Annotated in this window: 16 protein-coding genes, 3 tRNA genes and 2 pseudogenes; 13 read left to right on the top strand and 8 right to left on the bottom strand. The window is 64.4% G+C overall.

Going from position 1 to position 16,613, the window contains the following annotated elements:
* Positions 1-5: 5 nt before the first annotated feature.
* The 5 genes and pseudogenes from era (at position 6) to nagZ (ending at position 4,153) form a co-directional block, all read left to right on the top strand.
* Positions 6-905 carry a GTPase Era gene (gene era, locus OKW26_RS28685; protein WP_429355910.1) on the top strand — a complete coding sequence of 300 codons (900 nt, stop codon included), beginning with the start codon at positions 6-8 and terminating at the stop codon, positions 903-905.
* Positions 892-1,807: pseudogene (recO, locus tag OKW26_RS28680) on the top strand (DNA repair protein RecO). The gene era and the pseudogene recO overlap by 14 nt, the downstream one beginning before the upstream one ends.
* Positions 1,804-2,568 carry a pyridoxine 5'-phosphate synthase gene (gene pdxJ, locus OKW26_RS28675; RefSeq protein WP_429335072.1) on the top strand — a complete coding sequence of 255 codons (765 nt, stop codon included), beginning with the start codon at positions 1,804-1,806 and terminating at the stop codon, positions 2,566-2,568. The pseudogene recO and the gene pdxJ overlap by 4 nt, the downstream one beginning before the upstream one ends.
* Positions 2,569-2,592: 24 nt before the next feature.
* Complete coding sequence (gene acpS, locus OKW26_RS28670; RefSeq protein WP_429355909.1) at positions 2,593-3,060, top strand: holo-ACP synthase; 468 nt, start codon at positions 2,593-2,595, stop codon at positions 3,058-3,060.
* Between the two features lie 64 nt (positions 3,061-3,124).
* Positions 3,125-4,153: a beta-N-acetylhexosaminidase gene (nagZ, locus tag OKW26_RS28665; protein ID WP_429355908.1), complete on the top strand. Its 1,029-nt coding sequence runs from the start codon at positions 3,125-3,127 to the stop codon at positions 4,151-4,153.
* A gap of 110 nt (positions 4,154-4,263) precedes the next feature.
* Here nagZ and OKW26_RS28660 read toward each other — a convergent pair whose 3' ends face one another.
* The 4 genes from OKW26_RS28660 to earP all read right to left on the bottom strand — a co-directional run bounded on the left by OKW26_RS28660 (position 4,264) and on the right by earP (position 8,463).
* Positions 4,264-5,646 carry a sigma-54-dependent transcriptional regulator gene (locus tag OKW26_RS28660; protein ID WP_184061420.1) on the bottom strand — a complete coding sequence of 461 codons (1,383 nt, stop codon included), beginning with the start codon at positions 5,644-5,646 and terminating at the stop codon, positions 4,264-4,266.
* 188 nt (positions 5,647-5,834) lie between these two features.
* Positions 5,835-6,041, bottom strand: coding sequence for a CsbD family protein (locus OKW26_RS28655; protein ID WP_429355907.1), 207 nt, complete (start codon positions 6,039-6,041; stop codon positions 5,835-5,837).
* Positions 6,042-6,315: 274 nt separating this feature from the next.
* The gene (efp, locus tag OKW26_RS28650) at positions 6,316-6,873 is read right to left on the bottom strand and encodes an elongation factor P (protein WP_008919334.1); all 558 of its coding nucleotides are present in this window, start codon (positions 6,871-6,873) and stop codon (positions 6,316-6,318) included.
* A gap of 396 nt (positions 6,874-7,269) precedes the next feature.
* Positions 7,270-8,463, bottom strand: coding sequence for an elongation factor P maturation arginine rhamnosyltransferase EarP (gene earP, locus OKW26_RS28645; RefSeq protein WP_429355906.1), 1,194 nt, complete (start codon positions 8,461-8,463; stop codon positions 7,270-7,272).
* A gap of 261 nt (positions 8,464-8,724) precedes the next feature.
* Here earP and uvrC point away from each other — a divergent pair, with 261 nt between their 5' ends.
* From uvrC to OKW26_RS28620, 5 genes are all read left to right on the top strand, one after another.
* On the top strand, positions 8,725-10,956 hold the full coding sequence (gene uvrC, locus OKW26_RS28640; protein ID WP_429355905.1) for an excinuclease ABC subunit UvrC: 2,232 nt from the start codon (positions 8,725-8,727) through the stop codon (positions 10,954-10,956).
* A gap of 203 nt (positions 10,957-11,159) precedes the next feature.
* Complete coding sequence (gene pgsA, locus OKW26_RS28635) at positions 11,160-11,753, top strand: CDP-diacylglycerol--glycerol-3-phosphate 3-phosphatidyltransferase (RefSeq protein ID WP_184061423.1); 594 nt, start codon at positions 11,160-11,162, stop codon at positions 11,751-11,753.
* Positions 11,754-11,934: 181 nt separating this feature from the next.
* Positions 11,935-12,010: transfer RNA gene (locus tag OKW26_RS28630), tRNA-Gly, on the top strand.
* A gap of 61 nt (positions 12,011-12,071) precedes the next feature.
* Positions 12,072-12,147 (top strand) — tRNA-Gly (locus OKW26_RS28625).
* Positions 12,148-12,275: 128 nt separating this feature from the next.
* Positions 12,276-12,349, top strand: a tRNA-Cys gene (locus tag OKW26_RS28620).
* Positions 12,350-12,491: 142 nt separating this feature from the next.
* Here the strand turns inward: OKW26_RS28620 and OKW26_RS28615 are convergent.
* A complete protein-coding gene (locus tag OKW26_RS28615; protein ID WP_429355904.1) occupies positions 12,492-12,692 on the bottom strand; it encodes a hypothetical protein in 201 nt (66 codons plus the stop codon).
* 237 nt (positions 12,693-12,929) lie between these two features.
* Here OKW26_RS28615 and OKW26_RS28610 point away from each other — a divergent pair.
* Both OKW26_RS28610 and OKW26_RS28605 read left to right on the top strand, forming a co-directional pair.
* Positions 12,930-13,457, top strand: a pseudogene (locus tag OKW26_RS28610) (TraB/GumN family protein); the annotation flags it as partial.
* Between the two features lie 139 nt (positions 13,458-13,596).
* The gene (locus OKW26_RS28605; RefSeq protein ID WP_429355903.1) at positions 13,597-14,097 is read left to right on the top strand and encodes a GNAT family N-acetyltransferase; all 501 of its coding nucleotides are present in this window, start codon (positions 13,597-13,599) and stop codon (positions 14,095-14,097) included.
* An 11-nt stretch (positions 14,098-14,108) separates the two neighbouring features.
* On the opposite strand, the gene OKW26_RS28600 is transcribed toward OKW26_RS28605, so the two are convergent.
* Genes OKW26_RS28600 through OKW26_RS28590 form a run of 3 tightly spaced genes read right to left on the bottom strand, consistent with a single transcriptional unit; the run spans position 14,109 to position 16,137 of the window.
* Positions 14,109-14,993, bottom strand: coding sequence for a cytochrome c oxidase assembly protein (locus tag OKW26_RS28600; protein WP_429355902.1), 885 nt, complete (start codon positions 14,991-14,993; stop codon positions 14,109-14,111).
* A 39-nt stretch (positions 14,994-15,032) separates the two neighbouring features.
* Positions 15,033-15,494: a copper chaperone PCu(A)C gene (locus OKW26_RS28595; protein ID WP_429355901.1), complete on the bottom strand. Its 462-nt coding sequence runs from the start codon at positions 15,492-15,494 to the stop codon at positions 15,033-15,035.
* Between the two features lie 28 nt (positions 15,495-15,522).
* A complete protein-coding gene (locus OKW26_RS28590) occupies positions 15,523-16,137 on the bottom strand; it encodes an SCO family protein (RefSeq protein WP_429355900.1) in 615 nt (204 codons plus the stop codon).
* Between the two features lie 204 nt (positions 16,138-16,341).
* Between OKW26_RS28590 and OKW26_RS28585 the strand changes: the two genes are divergently transcribed.
* On the top strand, positions 16,342-16,560 hold the full coding sequence (locus tag OKW26_RS28585) for a hypothetical protein (RefSeq protein ID WP_429355899.1): 219 nt from the start codon (positions 16,342-16,344) through the stop codon (positions 16,558-16,560).
* The last annotated feature ends 53 nt before the right edge of the window (positions 16,561-16,613 follow it).

Raw genomic sequence — 16,613 nt, 5'->3', positions numbered from 1 at the left:
CGAATATGAACGCTCCCACTCCCACTGGTTTTCGCTGCGGCATGGTCGCGATCGTCGGCCGCCCGAATGTCGGCAAGTCCACGCTGATGAACGCGCTGGTCGGCCAGAAAGTCAGCATCACGTCGCGCAAGGCGCAGACCACGCGCCATCGCATTACCGGCATCAATACGCTCGAAGACGCCCAGTACATCTTCCTCGACACGCCCGGTTTTCAGACCAAACACAGCGGCGCCCTGAACCGCTCGCTGAATCGCGCCGTTACGTCGACGCTGACCTCGGTCGACGCGATCCTGTTCGTCATCGAAGCAGGCCGCTTCGGCCCTGACGACCAGAAGGTACTCGATCTGATTCCGGCGAAGGTCCCGACGCTGCTGATCGCGAACAAGCTCGATCGCGTGTCGGATAAAGACTCGCTGTTCCCGTTCATGCAGCAGATGAGCACGCTGCGCGAGTTCAACGAGATCGTGCCGCTGTCGGCGAAAAATTCCGACGACATCAAACGTCTGATGGCCACCGTCAAGCCGTTCCTGCCGGAAGGCGAGCCGATCTACGGCGAGGACGACCTGACCGATCGCAGCGAGCGCTTTCTTGCCGCCGAAATCCTGCGCGAGAAAGTCTTCCGCTGGACCGGCGACGAGCTGCCGTACACGAGCACCGTGCTGATCGAGAAGTTCGAAACCGAAGGGCGGCTGCGCCGTATCTTCGCGACGATCCTAGTCGATCGCGACATGCACAAGGCGATGATCATCGGCCAGAAGGGCGCGAAGCTGAAGCAGATCAGCACCGAGGCTCGCCTCGACATGGCAAAGCTGTTCGACGGGCCGGTGTACCTCGAAACCTTCGTCAAGGTGAAGAGCGGCTGGGCCGACAACGAAGCCGGGCTTCGTGCGTATGGGTACGAATGACGCGTGGATGACGCTCAATTCAGACGAGGCTTCGGATCAGCCGGAGCACGAACCGTCTCGGCCCGCGCGTAGCGCGAGGAAATCGTCGGCCGACGCAAAAAGCCCAAAAAGCGCGAAAAGCGCACCCGCCGACGATGGCGAGCCACGCAAAACGCCGGCACGCCGCGCGCCGCGCACCTCCACATCCGAATATCGGATCACCGAGCAGCCCGCGTTCGTGCTGCATAGCTATCCGTATCGCGAGACCAGCCTGATCATCGACGTGCTGTCGCGCGATCACGGCCGTCTCGCGCTGGTCGCAAAGGGCGCGAAGCGCCCGCACTCCGCGCTGCGCGGCGTGCTGCAAACGTTCCAGCCGCTGTCGCTCGCGTGGTCGGGCAAGTCCGAAATGCGCACGCTGACCGGCGCCGAATGGGTCGGCGGCATGCTGCCGCTGACCGGCGACGCGCTGCTGTGCGGTTTCTACGTCAACGAACTGCTGGTGCGCTTCTGCGCGGCGCGAGGACCCGCATCCTCAGTTGTTCCATCACTACGTCGTCACGCTGACGCGGCTCGCGCACGATGAGCCGCCGGTGCAGGTGCTGCGCTCGTTCGAACGCGTGCTGCTACGCGAGACCGGTTACGCGATGGCGCTCGACCGCACGGTCGCACGCAAAGCGGTGCTCGCCGACGGCCGCTACGTGTTCGATCCCGAGCGCGGGGTACGCGAGGCATCGGACGAATGGCCCGCGCAGTGGCCGGTAGTGACGGGACAAACCTTGCTCGATATGGAAAAGGACGATTACCATCGAGCGCAGACCGTCGCGCAAAGCAAAACGCTGATGCGCTTCCTGCTCAACACCTATCTCGGCGGCGCGCCGCTTGCCACCCGCCAGATCCTGATTGACCTGCAGAACCTATGAGCTTCTTCCTGACTTCGCCGACCGCGATCGACCTCGGCGTGAACATCGACCACGTCGCCACGCTGCGCAACGCGCGTGGCACGTCCTATCCCGATCCGATCCGCGCCGCGCTGATGGCCGAAGAAGCCGGCGCCGACGCGATCACGCTGCATCTACGCGAAGACCGCCGGCATATCGTCGACGCCGACGTACACAAGCTGCGTCCGCTGCTGAAAACGCGCATGAATCTCGAATGCGCGGTCACGCCGGAAATGCTCGACATCGCGTGCGAAGTGCAACCGCACGACGTCTGCCTCGTGCCGGAAAAGCGCGAGGAGCTGACGACCGAAGGCGGTCTTGACGTCGCCGGACAGTTCGAGGCGGTGCGCGCCGCGTGCAAGCAACTGGCGGACGCGAACTCGCGCGTGTCGCTCTTCATCGACCCCGAGGAGACGCAGATTCGCGCCGCGCACGAAGCCGGCGCGCCGGTGATCGAGCTGCACACAGGCCGTTACGCGGAAGCTCATGATCCCGCGGAACAGCAGCGCGAATACGAGCGCATCGTGCGAGCAGTCGAATTCGGCGCGACGCTCGGCCTCAAAGTGAACGCGGGCCACGGCCTGCACTACACGAACGTGCAGCAGATCGCGGCGATCGACGGCATCGTCGAACTCAACATCGGCCATGCGATCGTCGCGCATGCGATCTTCGCGGGCTGGGACAACGCGGTGCGCGAGATGAAGGCGATCATGGTCGCCGCACGTCTCGGCGCGCGCGCGTAACGCAACCTGGCGACGGACGCACGCATGGCAATCTACGGAATCGGCACCGACATCGTTCAGGTCAGCCGCGTAGCAGCGGTGATGACTCGCACCAATGGCCGTTTCGCGGAGAAGGTGCTCGGTCCCGACGAACTACGCGTGTACCACGCGCGCCACGCCCGTTCGGCGGCGCGCGGTCTTGCGTTTCTCGCGACGCGCTTCTCGGCGAAAGAGGCGTTCTCGAAGGCAATCGGCCTCGGCATGCACTGGCCGATGAGCTGGCGCGCGCTGCAAACGCTGAACCGGCCGAGCGGCGAGCCGATGGTGGTCGCCTCTGGCGAGCTGGCCGACTGGCTCGACGCGCGCGGCATCACGGCGCGCGTGACGATCAGCGACGAGCGCGACTACGCGGTGTCGTTCGTGATCGCGGAGACGCAGCGGCCGGGCGATACGGAAGGTTCGTTGGCGGCGGCGTCGTCGCGAGCTTCGTCCGCCCGTTCCGCCACAGAATGAAAAGGTTGAGCGCGGGCGCTGGCGGTCGCGTTTGTGTTGTCTCACAGTTTTCCCGCGGAATTCGATGAAAACCACACCCGGACCGGTAATGCTCGACGTGGTCGGCAAAACGCTGAACCGCGATGACAAAAGGCGTCTCGCTCACCCGATGACCGGCGGCGTGATCCTGTTCGCGCGCCACTACGAGAGCCGCGCGCAACTGGTCGGGCTGACCGATGCCATCCGCGCGATTCGCCCGGATCTGCTGATCGCCGTCGATCACGAAGGCGGCCGCGTGCAGCGCTTTCGCACCGACGGCTTCACGGTGCTGCCGTCGATGGGTAAGCTCGGCGCGCTGTGGGACCAGGACGTGCTGCACGCGACCAAGGTGACGACCGCGGTCGGTTATATCCTCGCCGCGGAACTGCGCGCGTGCGGTATCGACATGAGCTTCACGCCGGTGCTCGACCTCGACTATGGACACTCGCAGGTGATCGGCGATCGTGCGTTTCATCGCGATGCGCGCGTGGTCGCGCTGCTCGCGAAGAGTTTGAACCACGGCCTCGCGCTCGCCGGCATGAGCAATTGCGGTAAGCATTTTCCAGGGCACGGATTCGCGCAGGCAGATTCGCACGTCGCGATGCCCGTCGACGAACGCCCGATCGACGAAATCCTCGGCAACGACGTCGCGCCGTACGACTGGCTCGGTCTGTCGCTTGGCGCGGTGCTGCCCGCGCACGTCGTCTATCCGCGCGTCGATGCGAAGCCGGCCGGCTTCTCGCGCATCTGGTTGCAGGACATCCTGCGCGGCAAGCTTGGCTTCGAAGGCGCGATCTTCAGCGACGATCTGTCGATGGAAGCGGCGCGCCAGGGCGGCACGCTGACCGAAGGTGCGCAAGCGGCCCTGGAGGCCGGCTGCGACATGGTGCTGATCTGCAATCGGCCGGACGAAGCGGAGAAGGTGCTCGACGCGCTGCGCGTCACGCCGGCGAGGGAATCGCAGCGGCGGCTGAAGCGCATGCGGCCGCGCGGTAAAGCGCTCACGTGGAACAAGCTGATGGCCGAGCCACGGTACGCCGAAGCGCAGAGGCTGCTGCGCAGTACGTTTGCATAAAAGGAAATGGCGCCTTGAAGCAATTCAAGGCGCCATTTTTTATCAGCTTCGAACGGTGCGAGCCGCCGTCAAGCTTTGCTTGACAACCGCAGCACGCGCGATCCGATCGCTCAGTTCAAGCGCATGCGCTGCAACTTGTTGTACAGCGTCTTCGGGCTGATTCCCAGCAACGACGCCGCTCGATGCCGCGTGCCGCCGACCGCGTCGAGCGTCGCGCGGATCAGCATTTCTTCGACGTCCGCGAGGGGCGTACCGACGGTCACCTGCACGCGACTGCCGTTCAGATCGCGGCCGTTCGCCGTGCTGGCTTCGTCGGCGCGCAACGACTCGATCACGTCGCCCGATGCCTGATAAGCGCGCCGCACGCGCTCCTGCAGTTCGCGCACGTTGCCCGGCCAGTCGTACGTGAGGCATTCGCGCAGGAAATTCGGCGCCGCCTGCTTCGCGACCTCGGCCGTACCGCGCGCGGTCGCTTCCACATTCAGTTCGTCGACGGCTGCCTGCGCAATCAGCAGCGGATCTTCACCACGCTCGCGCAGCGGTGGCAGCATGACCGCGGCGGCTTCGAGGCGCAGCGAGAGGTCCTGATGCAGCGAGCCGTCCGCGACCGCCGCGCGCGGCGACTTGCGCGTCGACGCGATGAGCCGGAAGTCGGTCACGATCTGGCTGGTACCGCCCACGCGCATGAAGGTCTGCGAATCGAGCGCGCGCAACAGCGCTTCCTGCTGCGTGCGCGGCAGCTCGGTGATTTCGTTGATGAACAACGTGCCGCCGCTCGCCTGTTCGAAGAGGCCCGGCTCGCGCTGCTCGGCGCCGCCGAACGCTCCGCGTTCGTGACCGAGCAGCATGCTGTCGAGCGAGCGATTGAGCCCGCCCGCGGTCGCGCCGCGGCAATCGAACGTGACGAACGGGCCTTTGCGGCGGCGGCTCATGTCGTGCAGCGTGCGCGCGGCGATCTGCTTGCCGGTGCCAGCCTCGCCGGAGATCAGCACCGCGGCTTCTGTCGGCGCGAGACGCTCGATCGTGTCGTACACGTGCTGAATGGCGCCGCTGCGACCGAGCATCGAGCCGAAGCGCCCAAGCTGACGCAGCGCCGCGCGCAGCGCCTGGACCTCCTCGGTCAGCTCATAAGGCCGCGGAATGCGCGCGAGCAGGCTGCGCAGGCGCGGAATGTTGACCGGCTTCAGCAGATAGTCCCAGATACCGTGCCGCAAGCCCTCGATCGCACTCTCGACGGTCGCATTGCCGGTCATCACGATCACCGGAAGCGCGCCGCCCGGCGGATGCGCGGGCAGATGCTGCAACAGATCGAGGCCGCTGCCGTCCGGCAGATTCAGGTCGACGAGCACGACGTCGGGGATGAAGCGCGTCAATGCGCCGCGGGCCTCGGCGAGCGTGGTCGCGGTGTCGACTGAAAAGCCGTCGGCGGCGAGGATTGCCGACAGACCGGACAGGCTATTGGGATCGTCTTCAACAATCAGGGCGTGTGGCATGGCGAGCGCAATTTTATGAATGGGTCGAATGCCCGGCGCGCCGCCAACGCTGATGGCGCGCACTCCGGGCTCTGAGGGCTCGATGACAGGGCTAAACCAACGGTCCTTGGGCGGTGAAAAAACGACAGCCGCCGGCACTGCGCCTTGAGTCGCGCGGGCCGGCGCCTGTAGTTCCTTCACTGGTCCTGTCAGAAATCCCGGTTGCTATCGAAAAACCGGCGCACTTCGAGTTCCGCCTGATCACGGGTTTTGCCATAGCGTTCCTGAATCAGACCAGCGAGCTTGTCGGCCCGGCCTTCGGCCTTGGTCAACTCGTCGTCCGTCAGTTCGCCCCATGCGGTCTTCGCCTTGCCGATCATCTGTCTCCATTTACCTTCAGCGATGTCGTTGTTCATGGTGCCTCTCCCAAGAGTGGAAAATGAGCGATACTCGCGTAACTCTCTCCACCTAGCAGAGATCGTGCCAAAGAGCGTGGATGAAATCGATCAAGGGCTTGCCGCGCGCCCAACGCGAAATCCGGATGTCGCGATGGTAATTTTGAGAAATTTGCCGGTAAAGTTTTCCTAAACCATACACGGCGCGACAGAAAAGAAAAAGCGCCCAAAAATTGAGCGCTTTTTGTGCAGGCCGGCAGGGCGCCGGCGCTGGCGGGGTGACGCAGGCGGGCGCTTAGGCGCGGCTGCGGTATTCGTGCGTACGCGTGTCGATTTCGATCTTGTCGCCGATGTTGCAGAAGAGCGGCACTTGCAGTTCGAAGCCGGTGTTCAGCTTGGCGTTCTTCAGCACCTTGCCCGACGACGTATCGCCCTTGACGGCCGGTTCCGTGTAGATGATTTCGCGAACCAGCGTGGTCGGCAGTTCGACCGAGATCGCCTTCTCGTTGTAGAACACGACTTCGCAAGCCATGCCGTCTTCGAGGTAGTGCATCGCGTCGCCCATCATTTCGGCTTCGACTTCGTACTGGTTGTAGTCGGCGTCCATGAACACGTACATCGGGTCGGCGAAGTACGAGTACGTCACTTCCTTGCGCTCGAGCACGACGACGTCGAACTTGTCGTCCGCCTTGTACACGGTTTCCATGCCTGCGCCGGTCAGCAGGTTCTTGAACTTCATCTTGACGACGGCGGAGTTACGGCCCGATTTGTTGTATTCGGCCTTTTGCACGACCATTGCGTCTGCGCCGATCATCACGACGTTGCCGGTGCGGAGTTCCTGTGCGGTCTTCATAAAACTGTCCTGTACGAGATAAATAGCTTAACTGTTGCTCAACGGCATACGGCGCAAGCGGCTTCGGCGTTTCGCCCACCGCCTGCCGCGCGCCGCGTGAAGCGGCCGCGCAGCCCGGATGCGTGAAACGGGATCGGCTCGCGGCGAAAACCCGGGGGCGTGATGCCTCGGCGTTCCACCTGTCCGTTACCTGATTTTTACCCTGTTCGGGCGTGTACACGAGTGGCGCCGATCTGCAACACGCCCAAACATACGTCCCTTTTTTGACATTCGCGTGCCCGACCGGAAGATTGGGGACGCGTGCTCTGTTTTTCGAGGGGACCGGTCAGACGGGCTGACCATGGGGTAGTTGGTCTAATCGGGCCGCGCTTGCGTCGTCGGCCGTTGGATAACCGCTTATTTTAACTGAGTTTTTGCGAACGAGGTCAGATTTCCGGCGAGATCGCCGACTTGCGCGAGTTCGACCGCCCAGCCGGCGGCGCGCCGTTTCAGGGCCGGATAGTGGCGCTGGAATTCCGCCCAGTCCGGCTGACCAGCGCCGTTCCACGCGTGCCAGAAGCGCTCGAGCGCGGCGCGCGCGTCAGCTGGGAGCGCGCGGGTGTAGTGCGCAAGTGCGGCGTCGAGCTTTGGCAGATGGGCGTCGTCGGCCTGCGGGTAGATGTGCCAGACGAACGGCTTGGCGGCCCACTGCGCGCGCACGAACGAGTCCTCGCCGCGGACGAAATTGACGTCGCTCGCCCAGAGCAGTGCGTCGTAGCCAGGCTGTTCGGTGAACGCGAGCGCGTGCGCGCTGAGGTTGCCGAGCGTCGCATGGGTGCCCGCTGCAAACGAAGGTAGGCCGAAAAAACGCGCCAGCGCGCCGGAAATGCGTCCTTCGGGCACCAGCAGCACGATCGGGCTTGCGTTGTCGCGCCATTGTTCGAGCAGGCTGTCGACGACCGGGTTTTCGTAGGCGAACAGCGACACGACCGTCGCGTCGGCGGGCGGCGGCGCGTGGCCCGTGACGTTGCGCCACCAGTCGGTGCGCGCGGCGGGCGATGCTTCGAACGCGGCGCGCGCCGCGTCGAGATCTCGCTCCTTCAGGACGCCACCGGTGCCGGGGCCGAGTCCGGGGAAAAAGAAGGTCTTGCTGAGTGCGTAGCGCGGATGCGGCGACGGCCGCAGATGAAAATCGGCGATCCAGTCCTCGGCGCTCAGATATTCGAGGTTGAACCAGAGCGGCACGCTCGCTCGCTCTGCCATCGCCGCGATATAGACGGGCGGCAGTTCGCAGGCGAACGCCTCGATCACGACGTCGGCGATTTCGAGCGTATCGCCAGCATGGGACGGCTCGTGCCAATGCTCGACGACGATGCCGTCGAGCGTCTGCCGCGCACGCTCCAGCTCGAGCGACGGGCACAGCCTCCTGAACGCATGCAGATCGTCGACGAACACGCGCACCTGCCAGCCGTGCTCGCGCGCGAGTTGGCGCGCAAGGCGCCAGCACACGCCGATGTCGCCGAAGTTGTCGATCACCGCGCAGAAGATATCGCAGGCGATCGGGTTGGCAGGGGCGGCGGGTGATCCGGAATCGGGCGCGACGGAGGACATGGCGGCTCGGCTGGCTCGGTGACTCCGGCGAACGGAGCGGTTCGAACGAATGCGGAATGTTCTAAACTGGCGATTCTAAAGCCTCGCTCGCGATCGCGCGCGCCCTTTGTCCGCCATGCGGGCCGCATCGGCGACACGCGACATGACCCCCGGCGCACGATGCTGGGCACCCGACGGCGCAATCGGCGCAATCAGTGCAATCAGTGCAACCGGTGCAAGCGGCGAGGCAGCGCGAGACAGTCCCACCCCAATCGATCCCGCATGACCGAACCCGAAGCCAGCGACGCCCCCGACACCTTCGAGCCGAAAACAGTGCTCGCCCAACTGCCGCATCTGCCCGGCGTCTACCGCTATTACGACACGAGTGGCGCGGTGCTCTACGTCGGCAAGGCGCGCGATCTGAAGAAGCGCGTATCGAGCTACTTCACGAAGACGCAGCTGTCGCCGCGTATCGCGATGATGGTCACGCGCATCGCGCGCATCGAGACCACGGTCACGCGTTCCGAGGCCGAGGCGCTGCTGCTCGAAAACAACCTGATCAAGGCGCTCACGCCGCGTTACAACATCCTGTTTCGCGACGACAAGTCGTATCCCTATCTGAAGCTGACCGGCCACAAGTTTCCGCGCATGGCCTATTACCGCGGCTCGGTCGATCGCAAGAACCAGTACTTCGGCCCGTTCCCGAGCGCGTGGGCGGTGCGCGAGAGCATTCAGATCCTGCAGCGCGTGTTCCAGCTGCGCACCTGCGAAGACTCGGTGTTCAACAACCGCACGCGGCCGTGTCTGCTGCATCAGATCGGCCGTTGCACGGCGCCGTGCGTCGCGAACATCAGCGAGGAGGATTACGCGCGCGACGTCGCCAACGCGTCGCGCTTTCTGCTCGGCCGTCAGGGCGAGGTGATGAAGGAGCTCGAGCAGAAGATGCATGCGTTCGCGACCGAGCTGAAGTTCGAGCAGGCCGCGGCGGTGCGCAACCAGATGAGTTCGCTGTCGACGGTGCTGCATCAGCAGGCAATCGAAGTCGGCAGCGACAGCGACGTCGACATTCTCGCGGTAGTCGCGCTGGGCGGCCGCGTGTGCGTGAATCTCGCGATGGTGCGCGGCGGACGACATCTCGGCGACAAGGCGTACTTTCCCACGCACGTGGAGAGCGCGTTGACGGCGGAGGAAGGCGGGCTCGAAGAAGACGGCGATCAGGACGATGCATCGGCGGATGCGCGAGCGGTCGCGCCATCGGCCGCGGCGGCGAGCGCCTCGGCCGATGCGCTCGCGATCGCTCAGGACATGCCGTCGGAAGACGAGGACGCCGATGGTAGTGAAGAAGACGCGATCGACGAGGCTGCCGAAGCGACCCCGGACGCCGTCAGCGACGAAGGCGCGGACGAAGGCACCGACGGGAACGCAGAGTCCGGCCGCGCGGCGAAGCGCCGCAAAAGCCGCGCGCCAGGCGGCATCGAATCCGAAGTGCTCGAAGCGTTCATCGCGCAGCATTACCTCGGCAATCGCGTGCCGCCGGTGCTGGTGGTCAGCCACGCGCCGGCGCGCGAACTCGTCGACGTGCTGATCGAGCAGGCGGGCCACAAGGTGACCGTACTGCGTCAACCGCAAGGACAGCGGCGCGCGTGGCTCGCGATGGCCGAGCAGAACGCGCGGCTCGCGCTCGCGCGCCTGCTCTCCGAGCAGGGCTCGCAGCAGGCGCGCACGCGCGCGTTGACCGACACGCTCGGCATGGAGTGCGACGACCTCGCGCATCTGCGCATCGAATGCTTCGACATCAGTCACACGATGGGCGAGGCGACGCAGGCGTCCTGCGTCGTCTATCACCACCACAAGATGCAGTCGTCCGAGTATCGCCGCTACAACATCGCCGGCATCACGCCCGGTGACGATTACGCGGCGATGCGCCAGGTGCTCACGCGCCGCTATGAAAAGATGGTCGCGCAGGCCGCCGCGAATGCGAGCGACGAAGCCGCCGAATCGCAAAGTGACGCGGCCGCCGATCCCGCGCTCGCCGCCGATGCCGCCGAGCCGGCCGCGGCCGGCGGCGTGCTGCCGACCATCGTGCTGATCGACGGCGGCAAGGGGCAGGTGGAGATCGCGCGGCAGGTGTTCACGGAGTTGGGGCTCGATACTGGCATGCTCGTCGGCGTCGCGAAGGGCGAGGGGCGCAAGGTCGGTCTCGAGACGCTGATTTTCGCGGACGGCCGCACGCCGCTCGAACTCGGCAAGGAAAGCGCCGCGCTGATGCTGGTCGCGCAGATCCGCGACGAAGCGCATCGTTTCGCGATCACCGGCATGCGCGCCAAACGCGGCAAGACGCGCCAGACCTCGCGGCTCGAAGAACTCGAAGGCGTAGGGGCGAAGCGGCGTCAGCGCCTGCTGGCGCGCTTTGGCGGCTTGCGCGGCGTGGTGGCCGCGAGCGTAGAGGATCTTGCGAGCGTCGAAGGCATTTCGCAGGCGCTCGCCGAGCAGATCTACCGGCAACTGCATTGAATTGGCGGGCCACGCCGGGCTGTGATCGGAACGACGGTTCGTCGGACCCGCGGCGTCGCGCTGCGGATGCGCTGGCTGCGACCCACGCGCCGGGGGCGGCTCGCTTGCCGCCCCCGAGCGGCCATGCCAGGGCGCGCTTGCTTGTGGCAGGCCCTGTGACACGGCACAATTGCAACTCACTCGTCAGACGCTGCGCCTGCCCCATGCCGTTTAATTTCCCGATATTCCTGACCTGGCTGCGGATCGTGCTGATTCCGCTCGTCGTCGGTGTGTTCTATTTGCCCGACATGATGATGAGCCTCGCGCACCGCAATCTCGCGGCCGCGACGATCTTCATCCTGGCGGCGCTCACCGACTGGTTCGACGGCTTTCTGGCCCGCAAATGGAATCAGACCTCGGCATTCGGCGCGTTTCTCGATCCGGTCGCCGACAAGCTGATGGTGACCGCGGCGCTGCTCGTGCTCGTCCAACTCACGCGGATCGATTCCGCGATCGCGCTCGTGATCGTCGGACGTGAAATCGCGATCTCGGCGCTACGCGAATGGATGGCGCAGATCGGTGCGTCGAAGAGCGTCGCGGTGAACTCGCTCGGCAAGTTCAAGACCGCTTGCCAGATGGTCGCGATTCCGATGCTGCTGTTCTATGGCCCGCTGCCGCTCGGTGGCGGCGTGACGGTCGACACGCGCGTGTGGGGCCTGTGGCTGATCTATCTGGCTGCGTTCCTGACGATCTGGTCGATGCTGTACTACATGAAGCTCGCGTGGCCGCAGATTCGCGAGCGCGGCGGCATTGCGTGACGGTGTGAATAGAAGAGCACGGGGCGCAAAAGTGTGTTCGAACCCCGCACTACTACGAGAGAAATATTTTCTTTAACACAGACGGGCAAAGGGGTTGACACGTTTCAGTCGATTCTCCATAATCTCGTTTCTCCGATGCGAGCAACGCGAAACACCGGAGACGCAGTAAATGCAGCACAACGCGGGAATAGCTCAGTTGGTAGAGCGCAACCTTGCCAAGGTTGAGGTCGCGAGTTCGAGCCTCGTTTCCCGCTCCAGTATTCGAAGCATCGCGTTGTTTGGCGAAGTAAAAAAGGCAGCGCGGTGAAGCAGTTCAATGCGGGAGTAGCTCAGTTGGTAGAGCGCAACCTTGCCAAGGTTGAGGTCGCGAGTTCGAGCCTCGTCTCCCGCTCCATACATCAGGGGAAGCAGCGCTTCCCTTTTTGTTTGGAAGGCCGCTCGTTCTGAACTTCCAGAGCTTCGGTTCTTCTGGTTATCACCAGATAAATCTGCGAACCCGTGTCCAGGTTCCAGTCCGCTTGTGGCGCGATAGCAAAGCGGTTATGCAGCGGCCTGCAAAGCCGTTTAGGCCGGTTCGACTCCGGCTCGCGCCTCCAGTCTTTGATGTAAAGCGAAAGCCCCGACTTGTCGGGGCTTTTCTTTTTCTGTTTCTCTCTTCGCCAGCCTTGTCGATCGTCGTCATCAAGGTGAGCGGAGCGGTCGATCCGACTGCGTGCCGCAGACGTTCCTCCGAATCGATCAGAAATTGAGCGCGGATTTGATTGACTGCACGGCAGCGGTGTTCAGGAAGCAGTAGTGCTCTTGCGGCGTACCGCCTCCGAGCGGTGCTATCTGCATCGTTGTGCCGCTCCTGATCATGTAACCCGCGTAGATGCCGCCGTTGTTCTGGTAATACACGCGATAGTCGGTCGTGCTACCCCCGAGCACGCTGTTGGCCACCCATGCGCGAACGCCTTGCAACGTGACGAGCAGGGCGTCGGACTACTGCCTGTCGTAGCCGGTGAGATGCAATCGTAGGTGTACAACTCGTCTCCGACCATTTGCCGCACCACCTTGATGTAGGCAGCGCCTGCTTGCCAGTTTGCCTGCGGGCTATACAGCGATTGCCCGTTGATCGTATTCGTGATCAGGCCCAACGCGCTATTCGTGAAGAGTTCGGACGGCGTCGCCTAGAGGCAACTGCAGGCGCTGTGGCCGACCGATGGCCTGCTCGCGCCGCTTGAAACACTGCGTCCGTGGGCCGCGCTGATCGTCGCGCCGACGCTGCTGCAGCAGGTCGGCGAGGGTGTCGAGCCGCGCATGTTGCGCTCGGCGCTCGCGCAGGCGAAGCCGTATCGCTATCTCGAGTCCGCGCGGGACGTCGCAGTCGCGCTCGAATCGATTCCGCTCGAAGCCATTGCCGCGGCGCTCGACATGCTGATGGCCGACCGCGGCGAACCGCAGCGCACGCTCGAGCGGATGCACGCGGCGTGGCTGGAGGGCGATCTGCACGCGATACAGCAAATCGCCGTCGAAGCGCCGATGTTCAATCTGGCCGGCATCCGTCTGGCGATTCTCGACGTGCGCAATCGCGCGTGGGCCGCGCGGCTGAGCGAGTTGCTGGACGTTCGCGAGCGCACGCTGGTGGTCGTCGGCGCGCTGCATCTATGCGGCCCCGGCAATCTCCCCGACTGTCTCGCGCGACCCGTGCAAGCGGTGTTCTGAACGCGTGCGCGGCTTTCGCGACTGAAGACAGCCGTGTCGACCGCCCGGATGCCAGGCCTGCGCATGCTCGATGACGAGGCGCGCGGCATAATTGCGGATCGTTGCCCGCGCTGTCGCGCATTGACCCTGAAAGCTACCGATGACTGAACCGCAACACACCGCCGCCGGGCGGCTCGCCCAGCTCGAATGGCGCTGGAAGCCGTTCGGGAACCTCACGAGCGTCGAAGTCTATGAGATGCTGGCCGCCCGCAGCGCGGTGTTCGTCGTCGAACAGAACTGCGTGTATGGCGATATCGATGGGTTCGACGTCGAAGCCTGGCATCTGCTTGCGTATGGCACCGGCGACGGTGCGGCGCTGCCGCCGTTGGCCGGCTATCTGCGCGTGTTGTTGCCCGATGCGGCGGATGCCGATGTGCGCATCGGCCGGGTGTTGACGACCGCGCCGTTTCGCGGCATCGGTCTCGGCAATGCGATGCTCGAACGCTCGCTCGCGCAAATCCGTGCGCAGTGGCCCGATACGCCGATCCGTCTGCACGCGCAGGCGCATCTGCAAGGTTTTTACGGTGCGTTCGGCTTCATGCCGATCTCGGAGATTCACGACGAAGACGGCATCCCGCATGTGTGGATGCGCGCGCTGTGAACGCGAACGGGTCAGCGGGGCACGTTCGTGGTCGTCGACGCCGCATGCGTGAGCCCGCGCGCCGCTTTTGCATGCCGCTCGGCGCGCAGGCGTCCGCGAGACGACAGCCGCATCCAGTGACGCAGCGCGATCAGCGCGCCGACCACGCTCATCATCGAACCCGGAATCCATAGCAGGAGCCCGCCGATCTGCTGATCGCGCATCGGGCTCAGCCACGTGAACGCGCGGCCGCAGATCGAGTAGATCGGATACAACTCGTGCGTCGTAAAAAAGATGAATGCGCCGAGAACGATCTGCGGCGGAATCGCCGCGATCACGACGAGCACGCGCTTGCCCGGAGACAGACGCGCGGGCGGCGCCGGACGCGGATCGAGTACGAGCCACCAGAACAGCAGGCCGTCGATCGCCATGCTCCAGTTCATGACGCGATAGAGCCGCCAGTCGAGCATCGCGACGAAATGGATCGGCGACAGCAGCCAGAAATAGATCAGCCCGACGAATAGCGTGACCGCGACGACCGGGTGCATGACGACGTCGAGCGCCGTGCGCACGAGCGGTGTTTGCAGCGCGGGCCGCACGAAGCGCTGTCGCCAGCGCAACGGAATTCCCGCGCGCAACGCCGCGCCCGGATACGACAGCGCAATGAAGAACGGCCCGAGATGATGCAGCACCAGATGCTGCAAGCGATGCATGAAGAATTCATGCTCGAAGAAATAATCGAGCCGCGTATGCAGCACGACATACAGCGCGAGCAGCCCGAACCAGAATGACAGACGCCGCGCGAACGACAGCCGCGCCTTGCGTGCGCCGCGCACGAACAGGATCGCGGGGATCAGCAACGCGATCACGACGGTCGGCGAAAACTCCCAGGGATCGAGCCAGTAGAGCAGGTTCATGGCGATGGCGCGTGCGGTGGCGGCGGCTCGTCGTGCCGCTTACCTGGTCTGGCCCGGCGACTTGACCGCGAACGGCGCGCTCACTGTTTCGCCGTCGGAGAACTTCAGCGTCAGACGCACGGTGTCGCCCGGCGCGACCTTCTGCTTCGCGTCCTCGAGCATCACGTGATAGCCGCCCGGCGCGATCGCGACCTGGCCATGCGCGGGCACCGACAGCTTGTCGACCATCACCATCTTCTGCGTCGAACCGTTCGATACGGTTTGATGCAGCATCGCATCGCCGTAGTCGTCGCTCGATACATCGACGAGGTCGATCGGCTTGTCGCTCGCGTTGACGAGCGTCGCATAGCCGGCCGCGGGCAGGTTGTTCGGCAGCCAGCGCACCCACGCGTCCTTGATGCTGATCGCGTGAGCATCGGCCGCTTGCGCGGCCGACGCGGCGCCGAGTGACAGCGCGAGCGCGCAGGCGAGGGAGGCGATTGGTTTGAGCTTGATCGTCATGATGGAATGGAGTGGGATCAAAGAAGAATCAGGATTGGTCATCGATGATGCGGCGCAGGTCCTGCGCGATCGCATCGGGCGTGTCGTGATCGGTGGCGAGCAGGCGCGCGTGGCCCCGGCTGTCGAACACATAGACGGCGGAGCTGTGCGTGACCTCGTAGTTGCCGTTCGAGTCGCGCTTTTCCATCTGATAAGCGACACGATAGCGCTTGGCCAGCGACTCGATCTGCCAGTCGGTGCCGGTCAGCCCTTCGGCGTGCTGTGCGTCGAACGCGCCGACATAGTCGTGTAAGGCCCGCGGCGTGTCGCGCGCGGGATCGACGGTGATGAACAGAATGCGCACTTTCTGCGCATCGGGACCGAGCTTGCCGAGCACCTGCATCAGACGGCCCATCGTTTCGGGACAGACGTCCGGGCAATGCGTGTAGCCGAAGTAAACCAGCGACGTGCGGCCCCTGAACGACGCGGCGTTGACGGGACGGCCGGTGTCGTCGGTCAAGGTGAAGTCCAGATCCGGCAGGTGGCCGGTCACGTTGGTCAACTGCCACGGCTCGGCGCGCTGTGTGCAACCGGTCAGCGCGGCGAGCGCGACCAGCATGCCCAGCGCAGTTGCCGCCGCAAACCGGCGTGCCAACCCGTGCATCAAGCGGTGCGTGAGTCGCTTGGGTCGTGAGCGGGACAGGTTCGGCCGCGGGCGCTGGGGTGGCAGGATCGGGAACAAAGCAGGGTTCAATGACTCGATTGAAGAGCAGGCAACACGAATCGATGGAGCAGGGGGCCGCACCGTCGCCCGATCATGCCGCGCAAGATTCGCGCGCGACACGCGATTGAGCAAGAGCGTGCAACGATGTCCATCACGCCGACGGTCCGCGTGGCAGCGACTGTAGCGCAAAATTGGCGCCAGCGTCGCGCAGCGCGCCGGGCGCACGATTTGCGGGTCAATTTGACGCAGCTTGCTGAAAGCCGGTTGAAGCCCGATCGTTGCGCTTTTGAACGCAATCGACAGAAGCGGATGGATCGATCGCCCATCGGGCTTGAGTCCCAGCTTACTTTCTCGAAAAATTGACGGATGCGCGGTAAGATGCGCACACTTTTCCGGCCATAGATGGCTGAAAGGCG

It is taken from the genome of Paraburkholderia sp. 32 (assembly GCF_050435345.1).
Taxonomy (GTDB): domain Bacteria; phylum Pseudomonadota; class Gammaproteobacteria; order Burkholderiales; family Burkholderiaceae; genus Paraburkholderia; species Paraburkholderia tuberum.
Note: the sequence above shows the minus strand (reverse complement) of the source record. Positions and strands in the feature narration are given on the sequence as shown.